This window comes from Flavobacterium sp. LM5 (assembly GCF_002017945.1).
Taxonomy (GTDB): Bacteria; Bacteroidota; Bacteroidia; order Flavobacteriales; family Flavobacteriaceae; genus Flavobacterium; species Flavobacterium succinicans.
In genome coordinates, this window is the sequence record NZ_MUFX01000001.1 from 1,849,344 (window position 1) to 1,866,126 (window position 16,783).

Consider the following 16,783-nt stretch of genomic DNA (forward strand, 5'->3'; position numbering starts at 1 on the left):
CAAATAAAATGAAAAAATTTAAAACCATACTCCTTGCCGCAACATTATTAATTTCTGTGGTTTCCTGTGAAGATATCGACAAGTTAAACGAAAATACAAAAGCATATACTACCGTTCTTCCGGGAAGTTTAATGACTAGTTCTCAGGTAAATTATGCCTATTTCTTGACCAATGCATCGGTTAATGACAATAATTTCAGAGGTTATGCTCAATACTGGACTACTTCAACTTACACAGATGAAGTAAATTATAATCAGGTTAGACGAAATTTAGGTAACTCTCACTCTGTGATACTTTACAGAGATGTTTTAGAAGATCTTGTGATTGCAAAAAAGAAAATAACTGACGAACAAGCGCTTGGGCCAGTTGAAACGGCTGTAAAGAAAAACAGAATAGCAGTCTTGGAAGTTCAGATTGTAATGGCTTACCAGACATTAGTGGATCTTTTTGGGGATATTGTTTATTCGCAGGCTTTGGATATAGCAAATTACCCGACTCCAAAATATGATGATGCCAAGACGGTTTATCTGGATCTGTCTAATCGTTTGGATGCTGCCATTGCAAATATGGATGGTAATTATGCTAGTTTCGGATCGGCTGATCTGATCTATAAAGGAAATGTAGTGCAATGGAAAAAATTAGCCAATAGTGTGAAGCTAAAATTAGGAATGCATCTTGCTGATGTTGATCCTGCTAAGGCAAAAGCAATAGTTGAATCTGCTTTCAGTTCAGGAATCATTGCTAACAACGGTGATAATGCTTTATTTCAATATTACAAAACAACGGTAGATGAGAATCCATTATATAATAGTTTAGTTAATGAAAGTCAGATTATGCCAACAGAGTTTTTTGTTAATGAATTAAACGGAAAATCAGATCCAAGACGTGATATCTTTTTTAATCCGGCTTCAAAAATTGCTGGCCAATACAAAGGAGCGCCTTATGCGCAGCAGGTTACCTATAAAAACTTTTCGAATATAGGATTGAAATTAAGAGATAGAACAAATCCAGGGGTAATCTTTGATTGTTCAGAGACCAGTTTTTTACTCGCAGATGCAGCTAACAGAGGTTTTAATGTAGGTGGTACAGCAGCTCGATATTATGAAGGAGGTATTCGTTCCAGTATGAGTTATTGGGGAGTTTCAAGTGTAGATGCGGAAGCCTATTTGGCTAGGACGGATGTTGCTTATGCAACTGCCTCTGGGACAAACAAGCAAAAAATTGCTTATCAGCTTTGGATTGCTTATTACAACCGTGGTTTTGAAGGTTGGACAGAGTACAGAAGATTAGATTATCCAGTTCTGGTTGCTCCAGTAACTGCAGTATCTGAGGCTGAAGGAAAAGTTCCAGTTAGAAATATTTACTCATTATTTGATGCTACTTTAAATAAAGCCAATTACAATGCTGCAGCAACAGCAATTGGTGGTGATAAAATGACAACAAAATTATTTTGGGATAAATTTTAATCCGTAAACATTTTAATAGCTCATTGAATTTAGGCAGATGCTCTTAAGGTGTCTGTCTTTTTTTTGTTAAAAGAAGAAAAGTATTGTATTCTTTGGTTTTTGAAATAATAAATACTTGTATAAAAATTAAAATATTATCAAAATAAAAGAAAATAATGTAATTATAAAGTTAATTTTAAGATAACTTACTATCAATATAGAGTAAAATAGTGCAATATTTTAATTCAATATAAAAATACCTTTGGTTTTAACTAACAAATACCTAAAATTATGAAAACAAAGTTATTTTTATTTTTGGCATTCGTCTTTGTCTTAAAAGCGAGTGCCCAGGGGCTTCCCTGTCGGACGACCGAAGAGAACGAAAAAATATATAAAGCAAATCCCCATGCTTTAAAAGAAAAGAAAGATTTTGATGTATTTAGTAAAAACTTCAGTGCCTCAAGAAAATTAAAAACTGGAAAAGCTATCGAAACCTCGTATATTATTCCAGTTGTATTTCATATTTATGGCGACCTTCAAAGTGGGAAAACCATCACTTATCAAAAAATTGTCAACCACCTTCAACAACTTAATGATGATTTTAACGGTCGGAATGCCGATTATCAAACTGTTGATCCCTTTTTTCAAGCTCGAAGAGGAACTTTAAAAGTAGAATTTAAATTGGCTAAAATCGATCAGAATGGCGGATGTACCTCAGGGGTTGTGTTTCATCCTGCCAAAAATGGCTACGGAAATGGTGGCGGTTACGATGATCAAATTGCAGCCGATGCTTGGGACAATACAAAATACATGAATGTTTACATTCAAAACGACTTATATGCTGATGGCACTTTAAACAACTCTGGCGTTGCTTGGTATCCTAATTCAGGAATGACAGCTAGCAATACGGCCAGAGTTGTTTTTAATGGGGCTTATTTATATGATAACTCCTATAGTAAAGAATTCTCAGCTACACTTACTCATGAATTCGGTCATTTTATGAATTTAATACATACTTTTGAAGGAGGCTGTACTGGTACTGACGAAGTGGATGATACTCCCCTCGAAGATGGAAAACATACTTTGGCCTGTACGCAAGGAACCAACTGTAACGGTGATAGAGTAAACAACGAAAATTACATGGGATACAATGGTGCTCAAGGTTGTTACAAAATGTACACACAAGGACAAATTGACCGAATGCTAGCGGCACTTGAACATCCTGCAAGAAAATCACTTTGGCAAGCAGCTAATTTAATTGCTACAGGCGTAAACACAACAGGAGGATTACTGGCCGTAAATTCTAGTTTTTTCAAAGAAGCTGTTTCAAATGATGGTGCTTTTGATACCTCATCTATTGTAACTTTAACCGACAAAACATTCGCACTCACTTCTGGAACAATGGTTTCTGGCACACACTTCAGCCATACTTTTCCGGTTGGGATTACTCCTGTGCTGACTGTTAATTCAAACGCTCAGTTAACCATTACCTTAACAGGGAAAGCAACAAGCCACCTCACAACCAACAATACAAAAGGAACCATTACATTTTTGCCTGCAGCTTTTACTGGAGGAACTACTAATCTCACTTGTACGAGTTTAAATTTTGATTTTAAATTTGTTGATCCTTACGGAATTTATTTTGTAGATATGCCAGACGCGACAGCTTCCGCAACGACAACTTGGAAAGCTTTTAAAATAGAAAAAGGAGATGACCCCGCTTTTGGTTCTTGGCGATATGCGGCGAATGCTTTAAAAATAGAAACCTACGCTAAAAAATTGGTTTGTGAAACAGGAACAAGAAACATCTCCTTACTTCCTATAAACTCACCAGTAAATGCTTCAAGCAATTTTACTGCTCCTGGAGCATTTCCAAATCAGTTAGATTTACGTACTGCATCTTATACCAATTGGGATGGAAAAACTGGTTATGTAGGTTTTGATTTTCTTATTGATGGACTTACTTGTTATGGCTGGTTTAAAGTAACGGTTAACGCAAATGGAGATAGTTTTAGTATTACCGAATATGCTTACAATACGCAACCTGGAGCTCCTATTTATACGGGAATGTCTCCAAAAACTGCTGTAGTAGTTTCTAACAATATCTTGTATGAATCTGATGCAAATGATGGAAGCATCACTTCAAATTCAGTAATTTCATTATCAACCAATAACGGCACTTTTACAAAAAGCAGCGGGACATTTACTCCAAATACAGATTACACCATTACTGGCGTGCCTGCGGGTTTAACTGCTGTTCTAACGCTTCAAAATAGCTCAAATGTAGCACTTACTTTTACAGGAAAAGCCAGTTCTCATTTACCAGCTAACAATGCCACAGTAATTATAACTTTTAAAGATGCTGCTATAACAGGTGGGATTGCAACACTAGATAATCCAGCAAAAACGATAACGATAAATTTCGATGCACCATACGGAATCTTTTATGTAAACAATCCTGATTATACCGCATCGCCAGCAACTACTTGGCAATATTTTGATTTAGCTATTGGTGATAATACAGAATATGGTGCTTGGCAATATGCTGCTAACGCTCTAAAAATTGAAACCTACGGCAAGCGGCTAGTAACAGAAAACGGAACAAGAAACATTAGCAAAATAGCAGCTGGAACTTCAATTGGGGCTAGCAGTAATTTTACAGCACCAGGAGCTTATCCTAATCAGTTGGATTTACGTACGCCAACTTACACGACTTGGGATAATCAAACAGCTTATGTAGGTTTTGAATATACAAGCAGAGGCAGAACTTGTTACGGTTGGTTTAAAGTAAAAGTAACTGCCAACGGAGACGGATATTCTGTCTTGGAATTTGCCTATAATACAAAGCCTAATCAAGCAATTATTGCCGGAGCAACTAGCGGAACAACTGTTGCAGCTCCAACAAATTTAGTAGCCACTGCAAATTCGGCTAACCTTCAAGCTGTATTAACATGGACAGACAATGCAATTAATGAAACTGGATATACAGTAGAAAGAGCTGCTGCAGATGGAGTTTACAGCAGTATTGCAACTTTAGGAGCCAATGTAGTTACTTTTACCAACACTGGATTAACAGCTGGAAATACTTACACTTACAGAGTAAAAGCCATTGCCAACGCAGTTTCTTCTGACTATTCGAATGTGGCAACAGCAGTTATTACTGCAACTTCGGCTTATTGTACTGCGCAAGGAGCAAATGCTTATGAACATATTAAAAATGTTGTCATCGGAACTTTTACCAATGCTTCTGGAGCTGATGCTACTGGTTATGGAAATTATACTTCTAAAAACATAACACTAACACCTAATGCAAATGTAGCAGTAAGCTTAACTCCCGGATTCTCAAGTTCTAGTTATACTCAATCATGGGGAATTTGGATTGATTACAACAAAAACAGCACTTTTGAAGCATCTGAAAAAGTAATCAACGGACTTTCTTCTAGTGGTACTGTCACCTCAAATTTTACCGTAGCGAATGCAACTGGAACAACTAGAATGCGTATTGTTATGAAATACAATGCAAATCCAGCCTCAGCTTGTGGAAATATAGGCGATGGTGAAGTTGAAGACTATACCGTAACTTTTGGAAACGCAAATCCAAATCCAGTTACTTTAGCAACGCCAACAAATATTGGCAATTCAGGAATTTACTCCTCAGGATTTTATGCTTCTTGGAAAGAGGTTGCCAATGCAACAAGTTACGAAGTTCAATTGTTTAAAGCCGCAACTGGGTGGGCAACAGCTGGCACATCAAACACCTATTATTTATGGATTCCAAAACAAGGTACTGAAACCGCTTATAGATTTAGAGTAAGAGCTGTAAACGCATCTGGAACTAGCGACTGGAGTAATTATCTAGATATCAACCTTACAGCTGCACTTGCTGGACCTGAAGCCGATGATATCCTTACAGGTAAAAAATCATTTACAATGTATCCAAATCCAGCAACAGCATTGGTGAATTTTACTTTTGAAAATGTTAATGTTGCAAATGCTGTGATTACAATCTACAACAATAGCGGAGACCTAATCGATACCGTTCGCAATACATCAACTTATACTTTCAAAAATTTACCAATGGGACTTTATCATGTAATTCTTACAGATGGTACTTTTAGACAAAGTAAAAAACTTTTTATAAAATAAGAGAATAATGCATCCCTAAAAAAAAACCGCTGGAAGAATCTTTTCAGCGGTTTTATTATTTTATAAAGGAATTGATACGGATTAATTCTAATGCTAAATCAATATCCAAAAGGATTTTCAACACTTTGCATTGGCGTAGTAAACCATTTAGGTCCATTGGCAGTCATATAAAAATGATCCTCATGACGAATACCAAATTTCCCCGGAATACAAATCATAGGTTCATTACTCACAACCATTCCTTCACGAAGTTCAATTTCGCTTCCTCTTACCAAATACGGATACTCATGAATATCGAGTCCCGTGCCGTGTCCTACTCTGTGGGGTAATCCGGGTAGTTCATAATCAGCACTCAAACCTGCTTTTGCTAGTGTTTTTCTAGCAGCATCATCAACAGATCCACAAGTAGCTCCTATTTTTGCAGCTTCAAAAGCGGCAAACTGAGTGGCTTGTTCAAGATTCCAAATTCTTTTATACTCTTCGGATGGTATTCCATAGGTATAAGATCTCGTAATGTCAGAAAGATAACCTTCTAGTCTACAACCAGTATCAATAATTACCGCTTCGTTTTCTTTTAAATCCTGAGGAACTGAAACACCATGCGGGTATTGGGTGTCATCCCCAAATAAAACAATACAAAAATAAGAACCTGAAGCAACACCCGCTTTTATATGTGCTTCCTGTATAAATGAGGTTACTTCGGCAACGGTTATTCCGGGTCTGAGTATTTTTGCAGCTGCGCGTTGAACAACCATTGTAATTTCTTTGGCCTTTTGAATAATGGCGATTTCATTTACTGATTTTTGCATACGGCAACCCGAGCTAATTGGAAGCCCATTTACAAACGTATATAACTGATTTGCTTTTGCGACACCATCTACCAAAAAATAGGGAGCAGATTCATCAATCGCAATCTCTCCGTTTAGAATATTTTTATTCTTTAGCAATTCTCCCATTAAAACATAAGGAGATTCATGTTCTTCCCAGCAATTAATTGTTGCGTTTAGTTGCATGTATTTCATAAAAGTGCCGGCTTCAAATTTAGGTACGATATAATCTAACGTTCCATCATCATACAATAAAGCTCCAACCATTCTTTCAGATGGATTCCATTGGGTACCCGTGAAATAATAAAGATTGGTTCCTGCATTAATATACAAGGCTTTGATCTTACTTTCTTGTATTAAAGCTGTTGCCTTTTTTAATCGTTCTACATATTCTTCTGGCTGAATTGTTTTTACACCCAGGGTCATATCCTTAATTTTTTCTAACTCAATGGCAGCGGTTGAGCCTCCTATTCCAATTGTCATTTTTATTTTATTTTAAATTGATTCGATGATCTTCTTCTCATACAATCTTCCTGAGAAGATTTTTGAATTTATGTACTAAAGTGTTATTCCGACTGAGGTAATATACGTTTTAAAGATTATTTTTCGTTGTAAACTCCTCATAAAAATATCCGGCCGCTATAAGATCTTCCATCGCATGTCCAACGGATTTAAAAAAGGTGATTTCATCATCAGAGGTTCTTCCTGCTTTCTTAGTACTGCATAACTCAAATAAATCTGCTTTAATATCGTCTCTAGAAAGGACTCCATTAGTTAACGGAATTAATATGTCACCACTTTCTTTTAATCCACCCTGATAAGTATCTAAAAACACTGATGATTTTAATACAGCTTCATCATCTGCCTCACGCATATCTTTTTTGTAAGCGCCAACCAAATCTAAATGCTGTCCTGGTTTAAGCCATTTGCCAAACACAAGAGGGACGGGTGACAAGGTTGCTGAAGAAATAATAGCTACTTCGCCTATAATCTCCTCTATGCTTGAAACGGCTGTACAGCTATATGCCGCATGATGAAGTTTGTCACACCCCGCTTGTGCTTTTTCTAGTGTTCTTCCCCAAACATAGACTCGTTCTATAGGTCTTACGCTGGCGTGTGCTTCAATCAAATTTACGGCAAGTGCTCCAGTTCCTATCATTAACAGCGAAGAAGCATTAGTACGCGAAAGGTAACTACTAGCCAATGCAGAGGTAGCCGCAGTTCTTTTTGCAGTTAAAGATTTTGCATCAAGTATCGCTTTTACGTTTCCTTTATGTCCATCGAGATACAGATAAGTTCCTTGTATAGAAGGCAAATCGTACTTGCCATTGTTAGGACTAACCGTAACAATTTTTACACCTAAATCTTTACCCGATTCAAAAGCGGGCATTAATAACAAGGTTGAATCTTTGTCTTCTTCGGGATTTGGATAATCATGATGATGGCGCAAAGGCACTTGAATGGACGAAGTAGAAAATCCTTGGCGCAGTCTTTCGATAAGTTCATTGAAGTTGCAGCTTGCTTCGATGAAACTATCTGATAGTAGTTGAATACCTTCCATAAGTTGTATTTGAAATTTCAATAAAAATAGAAGATTAATTTATGATAACACTATTTCATCAAAAATTAGATAACTTAGAACAATTTAAGGTTAATATAGTACAAATTGATTATGCAGTAAGGACATATTTTTATAAAAAATCAATTTATAAAATAATGAAAAAATTACAACACCTTGTAATACTCCTCACCACATCGTTGCTATTTTTAACCAGTTTTGCACAAACTCAAAATGCAAATAAGAGTAGTTTGGAAATTAAATTAATACAATTATTTCCTGGGGCAGAAGTTAACAAAATCAAAGACTTTGAGAATTTTTCAGAGTCTTATGAATTAGTTCTAAATGAACCTTTGGATCACAAGAATCCTAAAAAAGGAACTTTTAAGCATTATATCTATTTATCGCATCTTGATTTCAAAAAACCAATGATTATTGAAACAGAAGGATATGCTGCTCGATATAGAAAAACAGAATTAAGCAGTTTGTTAAACGCCAATCAGCTTATTGTTGAATATCGTTTTTATGGAAAATCAAGACCTAACCCAATTCAATGGCAGTATCTTACAAACGATCAAGCGATTGCCGATTACCATACTATTGTCACAAAACTAAAACAATTGTATACCGGAAAATGGGTCTCAACAGGAATTAGCAAAGGTGGAGAAACCACCTTAATTTATAAATCGAAATATCCAAATGATATAGATGTTGCCGTTCCCTATGTGGCTCCGTTGATAAATACCCAAGAAGATCCACGAATTGAACAGCATTTAGCCACTATAGGGACATCCGAATGCCGAAAAAAAATAACAGCATTTCAGCGTAGTTTACTGCAAAATAGAGCAAGTCTAATCAATGAAATTCAAGCGTATGCGGAAAAGGAAAAAATGATATTTACAGCCGTTTCTTTGGATGAAGCATTAGAGTATAGTGCACTCGAATTTCCTTTTTCTTTTTGGCAATGGGGCGGCAAATGCGAAGAAATTCCAAACAGTACAGCATCCTCAAAAGAACTTTTTGAGTATATGAACAAAATTGTAGGCATTGGGTCTTATAATGACCAAAGCTACTACGACCTTTTACCCTCATTTTATCAACACATGAGTGAATTAGGCTATTACGGTTATGATTTTACTCCTGTAAAAGATTTGTTAACCACAGTAAAAAGTTCTTCAAATAATCGATTTGCTCCAAAAGATGTCGCAATACAATATAACCCAAACTACATCAAAAGCGTTAGAGCTTACGTTGAGAATAAAGGCTCAAAGATATTGTATATTTACGGAGGTTATGATACATGGGTAGCTTGTTCCCCCACTCCAAAATCAAATCTTGATGCCTTAAAAATGGTCTTGCCAGAAGGTAGTCACGCAACGAGGATAAAAAACTTTCCGAAAGAGGAACAAGAAAAAGCAATACAACTTCTTAAAAAATGGCTGCTTGCAAACTAATTTTTTGAAATAGTAAACTATAAAGCGAATCTTTTTAATTCTTTTGCAAATGATGGAAAAGGTATGCTTACAATCTTATTTCAAAACTAAAAACACTTTCAAAACAAAATAAAATGAACAAAAAGAAAATCCTTTTTATTCTTGTATCTATTGGTATAGTCCAATACGGATGGACTCAAAAGCACTTTCCCAATTTAGCAGCAGCCAAAAACAATATCGATTACAAAGGCAACCCTAAAAATGCTACGGATAGAAATCCATTAGCTTTTTCGGACAAAGGCGCTTGGTTTGCCTTTGGATTCTTGGACGCTTCCGGAATTCAAGCGGGATTTTCGGGTCCATTTTTAATGACAGAGCAAAACGGTGTTTGGCTAAGCCCTTCTTTTGTTGCCCTTCAACTTCAGGATGAAAACAAACAAGAGGTCATTCACTGGAAAAGCGCATTGGTGCAACAAAACAGTTACAACAGTCATTTAGAGCAAGAATTTAAAAGCGAAAAAATAAGGATCAAACAAGAATTAGTTTTTTTATCAGGGCATTCGGCATTGCAAAAAACTAGCATTACCAATACCTCGTCAAAAACAATAACACTTTTTCCTTCTTATAGCTCGACAACTTTTTTAACCGATGTACAAGTATCCAACGAAAATAAAACCCTAAAAATCGTTTCTCCAAAAAGTACTGCTATAGGTTACATACAATTTCTGAACACTACTCCTAAAATTCAAATTACCCAACAGGGATACCAAGTTCAAACAGCAAAATTGGTTGTAAAACCAAAGGAAACTAAAGAAATTGTGGTTTCGCAAACTTATATTTTTCCGCAGTATTCTTGGGAAAATGAAAAAGAAGTAATCTCAAAAACGGCATTTTCTGCGCTGCTCAACAGTACACAAAAAGAAAAAGAAAATCAACTATCACATTTGATTTCCAAAAAAAAGAAAATATACAACGACATTATTTATTCAAATCTGATTGCCAAACTTGTCCTTACATTACAAAACAATACGAGAATGCCAGCAGAAGGATTAAAACACGGGGGACTTTTTCCTAGTTACAACTACGAATGGTTTCATGGATTTTGGGCATGGGACAGCTGGAAACATGCTGTAGCTATCGCCAATTACGACACTGAATTGGCAAAAAATCAAATGCGTGCTTTATTCGATTATCAGGAACCCAATGGATTTATACCCGATTGTATTTACAGAAATAATCTTATTGAAGAAAACAATTACCGAAACACCAAAGCACCGCTAGCAACTTGGGCAATTTGGAAAATTTATGAAAAAACAAAAGAGATTAATTTTATACAAGAATTTTACCCAAAACTAAAATTATATCACAATTGGTGGTACAACGAACGCGACCATGATAAGGATGGTTTATGCGAATATGGATCTACAGACGGAACTTTACTTGCCGCAAAATGGGAAAGCGGAATGGACAATGCCGTTCGATTTGATGATAGTAAACTCCTGAAAAATGGAGAAAAAGCCTATTCATTAGATCAAGAAAGTGTCGATTTGAATGCATTTTTATATGCCGAAAAAAACTATCTATTTAAAATGGCAAAAGTGTTAAATCTTACAACAGAAGCCACCAAATGGCAAGAAGAAAGTGTTGCATTAAAAGCAACTATTCAAAATCAATTTTGGGATCCTGCAACAAGCTGGTTTTATGATACTACGATAGATGGCAAAACACTCATAAAAGCAATGGGTTGCGAAGGATATATACCCATTTGGGCTGAAGCCGCTTCACCTGAACAAACTAAAACAGCAAAGGAAAATATGCTCGACACAAAGTCCTTAAACACATTTGTTCCTTTACCAACACTGGCCGCAAATCATCCTAAATTCAAACCCTATAATGGATACTGGAGAGGTCCGGTATGGATTGATCAAAGTTATTTTGGCATCAACGGATTAGAAAAATACGAATACCAAAATGAAGCAAATCAACTGACAAACAAACTAATTCATAACTCCGAAGGAGTTTTAGACAAAGGCAAAACCATTAGAGAAAATTATCAGCCCCTTACAGGAAAAGGTTTGGAAGCCTATAATTTTAGCTGGTCAGCAGCGCATTATTTAATGCTACTTTTAGAAGATGAATAGTGAATCAATGAAAAAAGTAATTTATTTGCTACACTTATTAATTGAACTTACATAATGTTAATATTGAAGAACAACAAGAAATCGTTTCTCGCGTAGAAAGTTTGTTTGCCAAAGCCGATGTGATTGAGAAGAAATACCAATCAGTAAGGGAAAAAATAGACAATTTACCCCAAGCCTTGTTGCACAAAGCGTTCAAAAGGTGAGCTTACAGAGCAGTTCGAGAGTGATGGGGATGCGCGAGAGTTGTTGCAACAAATGCAGGTGTTGAAAAACAGTGGGGTAAAACCTAAAAAAGTCGCATCTAAAAAAGTGAAGAAGTATCCAGAAAACGAAGCTATTTTGGGGATGATTTCGGAGGATGAAGAAAATTATAAATTATAAAATATGGAAATACTAAATAGAAGTGCTATTACCATTACGCCCAAACAACCTTTTGTTGATTGGGCGAATGCGCTTTCCTCAGAATTTCCAATGGAAATAAGTGTGATAGGAGAATCCCACACCTATCTCACCAATCCTGACTTTGACGATGCCCAAAAACACATAAAAAAATATTTCAAGCAAATTTTTGAAGAAGAACTCGAAGGCATTTGGACAGTCGAACAGGATTGGCCACAAAAAAGAGATTTCGAAGCTTTTTGAGCATGGTTCAGCTATGAAATCAGTGATTGGGTTCACGATTTAAGTACAAAACCACTATTTGACGAATTTTGATTTTACTTCCCAATACAATAAGTAATAATCCTTGTGTTTAAAGGGTTAAGAAGGGTAGAGATGTACAAAAGATGTAGTGATATTGTCAGTAAATTGATATTTATTGCAATTAAAAATAAAAATTACACTAATTCTACATTTCTATCTGCCAATCCAAAGCATTCATTTTGTTTTTTAACTCTAATAATGTCGCTATGATTTCTTCAAATGATGGAGAATCTCCATAAATCATTTGCTGTTGCATGATTTTATAATCCGATTTCCAAGCATCAATAATTGCGAGAGAGGGGATAGGATTGATTGTTTTAGGTTGGTGTAAGCTGTAATCAATATCGGCAACTTTAGTAAACTTAAAGCGGTGCTTTACGATTGTTTGATATAATTCTTTGTCGTTTAGTGCAATTTCGGAAAATTTTGTTTTTGACAGTTGATGCACATCATACAAGTGGCGACTTAGCCGTTCCACTCTTATTTTTTCTACAGGCTTAGAAAATTCCTCATGCAACAAAAAAATATTTTCTAAAAAGGTACGTTCTGGATTTACCGTTGGAATTGAACTAGCTTGTTGCCAAAAATCGGTGTCAGGGTAGTGGATATCAACCAAAGAAGTAATGCTTTGCTTGCTAAAAGGCTCTCTTAACGAACGGCATCCAATCTCAATTTGTACCCTTGGCTGAATGTATTCAGAGAGTTCTATGCTATTTGGGTAGTATAAATTTATGATTACTGGGTCTTGATCGGATTCGGTTGTTTTTATAATCTCCCATTCGATGCCCTTAAATCCTTTTTTGACAAATTCTTCTTGTAGCTCAGGAAAGAATGTTTCCGAAATATAATTATTTGCAGCCTTTCTCAAGGCTGTGATTTGTTTTTTTGAGAGTTCTCCCTCAAAACCTAAAAATTGCCTGTCTATAGCCAAATCTACATCTTCAGAGAAACGGTCAATAAGATTCCAAGCTTTACTCAAAGAAGTCCCTCCTTTGAAAACGAGGTGTTCGCTGACTTTCATATCAAAAATAATGGATAAGGTTTGTACTACCCACCAATCTTTTTCTACAGCAAAAGCAGCCATACCAGTTTTTTCGGCTATTTGCAAATAGGCTTTCTTTTTTGCGCTGTCGGAAATAGTAAACCACTTATTCATTATTTGATGTTTTTATAGCTTGTCGCATGATTATTCTAATCCATTCAGGAGCCAGTCGAATATCGTGTTCCAAACGATAGGGTTCTTCTTTAGTCAAATGTTTTAATATGATTTGTTTTTCGGTCTCAGTTACCTTGTCTTTCTCAATTACTTTCAATGCTTGAATGACTAAACTGCTTATTTTGCCTATGGCAGCTAAGTTTTTAGGAGCTGTTTTTTTGAAGAGAATTTTGCGCTTTCCTAAATCAATTTTTCTTGCTGCTCCATCAGTAAGGTAAACGACATTCATGGGGACTTGTGTAGATAAGCCTAACGCATTAAGAGCAAGAATACCTGTTGGTATTATACGGGCTTTATCACGTTTAGCGATAGCAATGGCAATGGCTTCGGTACTCGGCATAAGAACACCAAAAATAGGATCTGTTTCTAAACGAGCATAAATGCCACGAGCAACCCTTGATAAATCGCCTTTGTCGACCAATCTTTCCAACACTTTGGCAACTGCTTTTGCAGAACCAAATGTTACAAAATCATCGACAAAAAAAAGCGAACCCCTCTTGGCTTTCTTTATTTTAGCAATAGCCTTGTCATCAATGCTTAGCATGCTTTTTAGGTTTTATTTTGTCGCAAAAATAGTAAATATTTGCGACAAAATACACTTTGAAAAATGTTTAGTTGAAATTATAAAATAGCCTGTTTTACCAAATTCATTGATAGATCTTAATTTTACTTTACAGTTGCACTAACCACATCCCAACCAATAGTTTTAACATTACTGTAATTGTTCACTTTTAATTTAAACTCCTTCTGTGTATTGGGACCAAAAAAATCATAAATTGTATATTTCTCCCTTGCAATCTCGGAATCAGTTTTACTGTAAAAAACGACATTAACCATTTCATAAATTTAATTTATTGTAGTTTTGGATACAAAAGGTCTTTAATTTATTTTTTTCATCTCTTTGATAATCTTAGTTGTTCTTCTATCTGCATACATTCTGTTTAAGGCAGTTACAGCCCATATAAATGCAGGAATCCAACCAATGATTGTTATTTGTAATAACAAACAAATAATACCTGAACCTATTTTTCCTTGTAACATCAAGGATAACCAAGGTAGAAAAAATGCTAAAACGTATCTCATATTTTTTTATTTGTGAAGGCAGAAGGATTCGAACCTTCGACCGCCTGCTTAGAAGGCAGGTACTCATCATTTATACAATAGCCTGTTTGATCAAACTCATAACATACTCCAAATTCACTGTGTTGGTTACGATAGTTTCATAATCGCCATTTCCCCAATGCCCGGTTTCCGAAACATCTTTCATTAACCTTTTTGGATCGTCTAACTGTCCTTTTTTAAGGTTAATAAAGATCTTAATTCCTTTTTTTAGGATTACAATATCGGCAATATTTTTATTCTTTTTAAAAGCGATGTATAGTTTTTTAGGAACAATTTCAATATCATCCGTTAGGTTTAAAATGGCATTTTTGAAAGATTCATACAATTCTACAATTTCCTCTGAAGAACCGTTTAAATGATCTTCTTCTGTATATACTTTGATTTCATCTGTAACCGATTTTATCAAGCTATTTTGCTTTGTTAGTGGTTTAATGCTCTCTGCTGATTTTGTTTTTTTGATAGGGTTGATGCTAATTAAATCATTTTCATATCTTTTTATTTCCCATAACTCAATGGCAATATCTTTGAAATTAGTAGCCAGTCGTTGGTTTTCTGTAAAACTGGGTGATACAAATACAACTCGTGTTTGTGACCAGTCTACTGAAGTACTGTGTATTGCTTTTTTTAAAGTTTCGTTATAGGTTAAAACAAAATCTGCTTTGTTCTCCAGCATTAGACTCAAATAAGTAAAACCTTGGTCAACTACACTGACGTTTTTATCTCGTTTGTATTCAATAATAACAAATGCTTTCGATTGCGGATCATAACCCAAGGTATCGATTCGCTTTCCTTTTATTACAAATTCCGTATTGACCATTTCTAGTCCCATAAGCTCAGGAAGATTCTTTTCAAACAGTATTTGAATTTCTTTCTCTAGTTTAAAAGGTTTTTCTTTTAATATACTTAGGTTATTGGTGTTTTTGGATTGGTATAGGTTCATCTATTAATTATTAATGTTCAATGAATTCAAGTTTAGAATTCTAGTATTTTGCCCTATTACTCCTGTGTTTTTTTCTTTGAGTTCTGCCTCAATTTCTTGGACTAGAAAAGTATCTATAACATTTACTAAAAGTATTGGTTTTAGAACTATTTCTTTGAATTCTGGTAGTTTTTGAATTCGTTCAACATCTTTTATCAACTTACCGAAATGCTCCCTAATTTTGCTTTTAAGCTTGTCGATATCGGTATTGAGTTTATACATTTTTGCTTCCACTATGTAAGTAAAAGTTCCATCACTAAAAATACAGTCAATTTCAATATTGTCTAAAAAGTGTTGATTAGTTTGATATTGGTACTTGTTGCTTTCCAATACATTACAATAGGCATCTAAAAGCAATCCGTCTTGACTTTTCACTACATCATAAATCTCTTTATGCAATTCATAAGGAACAAAATAAGTTACTTCTTTAGAGCAAACAGGACATTTTAAGTCTTTGAGTTTGTTGGGATTTATTCGTAGTTGAAATACGCCTTTGTATGTACCCGAATCACAATGTGAACATTCTATAAAAGCATCTTCACTACTTGGCGCAATAATTTTATTATCATAAAGTAGATGAAATAATTTTATACGAGAAGTAAAATTATCTTCACTATTTAATGTGTTTACTAGAATTTGATTGGTATTGTAAAGCTTTTTATAGGAATGGTTTACATATAATTCCTTTATGAATTTTATTCCTTCAAAAAAGGTATTTATAGTATTCTCATTTATTAATTCGTTGCCTTTTTTTGGTTTTAATCTTCTTTCGAAATTAGTTTCAATTTCTTTGAACGTTTCAATGTTATGCCCAATGAAACCATACTCTTTTAAAAACTTGATACTGTTCTTTTCTCTGTTCTCTTCGTCAGTGAGAATTTTTATTGCTCTAAAAAACAAACTCAATCCTTTTTTATCAAAGTCATTGATTAATTTTTCAAATGATTTACGGAAATGTTTGTCAAAAAAGTCTTCCAGTATTGGTGTAAAATACTCTATTTTAGCATTTAATGAACCATCTAAAAAAATGTTTTGGGTTTCATTTCTGAACTTTATAGTATCGTGAATACCATCGTCATTATCTTGGGCATTGGAAATAGTAATTCTTGGTAATGAATAACTGAATGCGTTTTCATCATTGCCAATAGTTGTGGTTTCTAAAAGTTCTTCTTTTGAAAGCATAAACAAGTTTTGGCATGATTGATTTTGCCAAA

General features: G+C 35.0%; 13 protein-coding genes. 6 read left to right on the forward strand and 7 right to left on the reverse strand.

Annotated elements, in window-relative coordinates:
* Positions 1 to 8: 8 nt before the first annotated feature.
* Together BXU11_RS07875 and BXU11_RS07880 are read left to right on the forward strand one after the other, a co-directional pair.
* Positions 9 to 1,466, forward strand: coding sequence for a SusD/RagB family nutrient-binding outer membrane lipoprotein (locus BXU11_RS07875; RefSeq protein ID WP_078211818.1), 1,458 nt, complete (start codon positions 9 to 11; stop codon positions 1,464 to 1,466).
* 270 nt (positions 1,467 to 1,736) lie between these two features.
* Positions 1,737 to 5,591 carry a M43 family zinc metalloprotease gene (locus tag BXU11_RS07880; RefSeq protein WP_078211820.1) on the forward strand — a complete coding sequence of 1,285 codons (3,855 nt, stop codon included), beginning with the start codon at positions 1,737 to 1,739 and terminating at the stop codon, positions 5,589 to 5,591.
* A 98-nt stretch (positions 5,592 to 5,689) separates the two neighbouring features.
* Here the strand turns inward: BXU11_RS07880 and BXU11_RS07885 are convergent, their stop codons facing one another.
* On the reverse strand, positions 5,690 to 6,901 hold the full coding sequence (locus BXU11_RS07885; RefSeq protein ID WP_078211821.1) for a Xaa-Pro peptidase family protein: 1,212 nt from the start codon (positions 6,899 to 6,901) through the stop codon (positions 5,690 to 5,692).
* A gap of 109 nt (positions 6,902 to 7,010) precedes the next feature.
* Positions 7,011 to 7,979 (reverse strand): ornithine cyclodeaminase family protein, encoded by a 969-nt coding sequence (locus BXU11_RS07890; protein ID WP_078211823.1) that lies wholly within the window; start codon positions 7,977 to 7,979, stop codon positions 7,011 to 7,013.
* Between the two features lie 155 nt (positions 7,980 to 8,134).
* Between BXU11_RS07890 and BXU11_RS07895 the strand changes: the two genes are divergently transcribed.
* From BXU11_RS07895 to BXU11_RS07905, 4 genes are all read left to right on the forward strand, one after another.
* Positions 8,135 to 9,430 carry a S28 family serine protease gene (locus tag BXU11_RS07895; protein WP_078212161.1) on the forward strand — a complete coding sequence of 432 codons (1,296 nt, stop codon included), beginning with the start codon at positions 8,135 to 8,137 and terminating at the stop codon, positions 9,428 to 9,430.
* Positions 9,431 to 9,543: 113 nt separating this feature from the next.
* A complete protein-coding gene (locus BXU11_RS07900; protein ID WP_078211825.1) occupies positions 9,544 to 11,550 on the forward strand; it encodes a trehalase family glycosidase in 2,007 nt (668 codons plus the stop codon).
* Positions 11,551 to 11,591: 41 nt separating this feature from the next.
* Complete coding sequence (locus BXU11_RS17835) at positions 11,592 to 11,753, forward strand: hypothetical protein (RefSeq protein ID WP_155959414.1); 162 nt, start codon at positions 11,592 to 11,594, stop codon at positions 11,751 to 11,753.
* A gap of 181 nt (positions 11,754 to 11,934) precedes the next feature.
* Entirely contained in the window at positions 11,935 to 12,192 is a 258-nt protein-coding gene (locus BXU11_RS07905; protein ID WP_024981640.1) for a hypothetical protein, read from the forward strand.
* Positions 12,193 to 12,397: 205 nt separating this feature from the next.
* Here BXU11_RS07905 and BXU11_RS07910 read toward each other — a convergent pair whose 3' ends face one another.
* From BXU11_RS07910 to BXU11_RS07930, 5 genes are all read right to left on the reverse strand, one after another.
* Positions 12,398 to 13,408 (reverse strand): nucleotidyl transferase AbiEii/AbiGii toxin family protein, encoded by a 1,011-nt coding sequence (locus tag BXU11_RS07910; protein WP_078211827.1) that lies wholly within the window; start codon positions 13,406 to 13,408, stop codon positions 12,398 to 12,400.
* Positions 13,401 to 14,012 (reverse strand): DUF6088 family protein, encoded by a 612-nt coding sequence (locus tag BXU11_RS07915; protein WP_078211829.1) that lies wholly within the window; start codon positions 14,010 to 14,012, stop codon positions 13,401 to 13,403. The genes BXU11_RS07910 and BXU11_RS07915 overlap by 8 nt, the downstream gene beginning before the upstream one ends.
* Positions 14,013 to 14,347: 335 nt before the next feature.
* Positions 14,348 to 14,551 (reverse strand): YqaE/Pmp3 family membrane protein, encoded by a 204-nt coding sequence (locus BXU11_RS07920; RefSeq protein ID WP_078211831.1) that lies wholly within the window; start codon positions 14,549 to 14,551, stop codon positions 14,348 to 14,350.
* A gap of 70 nt (positions 14,552 to 14,621) precedes the next feature.
* The gene (locus tag BXU11_RS07925; RefSeq protein WP_078211833.1) at positions 14,622 to 15,530 is read right to left on the reverse strand and encodes a DUF5655 domain-containing protein; all 909 of its coding nucleotides are present in this window, start codon (positions 15,528 to 15,530) and stop codon (positions 14,622 to 14,624) included.
* A 3-nt stretch (positions 15,531 to 15,533) separates the two neighbouring features.
* On the reverse strand, positions 15,534 to 16,751 hold the full coding sequence (locus tag BXU11_RS07930) for a hypothetical protein (RefSeq protein ID WP_139363459.1): 1,218 nt from the start codon (positions 16,749 to 16,751) through the stop codon (positions 15,534 to 15,536).
* Between the last annotated feature and the right edge of the window lie 32 nt (positions 16,752 to 16,783).

Coding starts and splice junctions, on each gene's coding strand:
- BXU11_RS07885 (WP_078211821.1), bottom strand. CDS start 6,901: ATGACAATTGGAATAGGAGGCTCAACCGCTGCCATTGAGTTAGAAAAA.
- BXU11_RS07910 (WP_078211827.1), bottom strand. CDS start 13,408: ATGAATAAGTGGTTTACTATTTCCGACAGCGCAAAAAAGAAAGCCTAT.
- BXU11_RS07890 (WP_078211823.1), bottom strand. CDS start 7,979: ATGGAAGGTATTCAACTACTATCAGATAGTTTCATCGAAGCAAGCTGC.
- BXU11_RS07900 (WP_078211825.1), top strand. CDS start 9,544: ATGAACAAAAAGAAAATCCTTTTTATTCTTGTATCTATTGGTATAGTC.
- BXU11_RS07875 (WP_078211818.1), top strand. CDS start 9: ATGAAAAAATTTAAAACCATACTCCTTGCCGCAACATTATTAATTTCT.
- BXU11_RS07925 (WP_078211833.1), bottom strand. CDS start 15,530: ATGAACCTATACCAATCCAAAAACACCAATAACCTAAGTATATTAAAA.
- BXU11_RS07930 (WP_139363459.1), bottom strand. CDS start 16,751: ATGCTTTCAAAAGAAGAACTTTTAGAAACCACAACTATTGGCAATGAT.
- BXU11_RS07915 (WP_078211829.1), bottom strand. CDS start 14,012: ATGCTAAGCATTGATGACAAGGCTATTGCTAAAATAAAGAAAGCCAAG.
- BXU11_RS07920 (WP_078211831.1), bottom strand. CDS start 14,551: ATGAGATACGTTTTAGCATTTTTTCTACCTTGGTTATCCTTGATGTTA.
- BXU11_RS07905 (WP_024981640.1), top strand. CDS start 11,935: ATGGAAATACTAAATAGAAGTGCTATTACCATTACGCCCAAACAACCT.
- BXU11_RS07880 (WP_078211820.1), top strand. CDS start 1,737: ATGAAAACAAAGTTATTTTTATTTTTGGCATTCGTCTTTGTCTTAAAA.
- BXU11_RS07895 (WP_078212161.1), top strand. CDS start 8,135: ATGAAAAAATTACAACACCTTGTAATACTCCTCACCACATCGTTGCTA.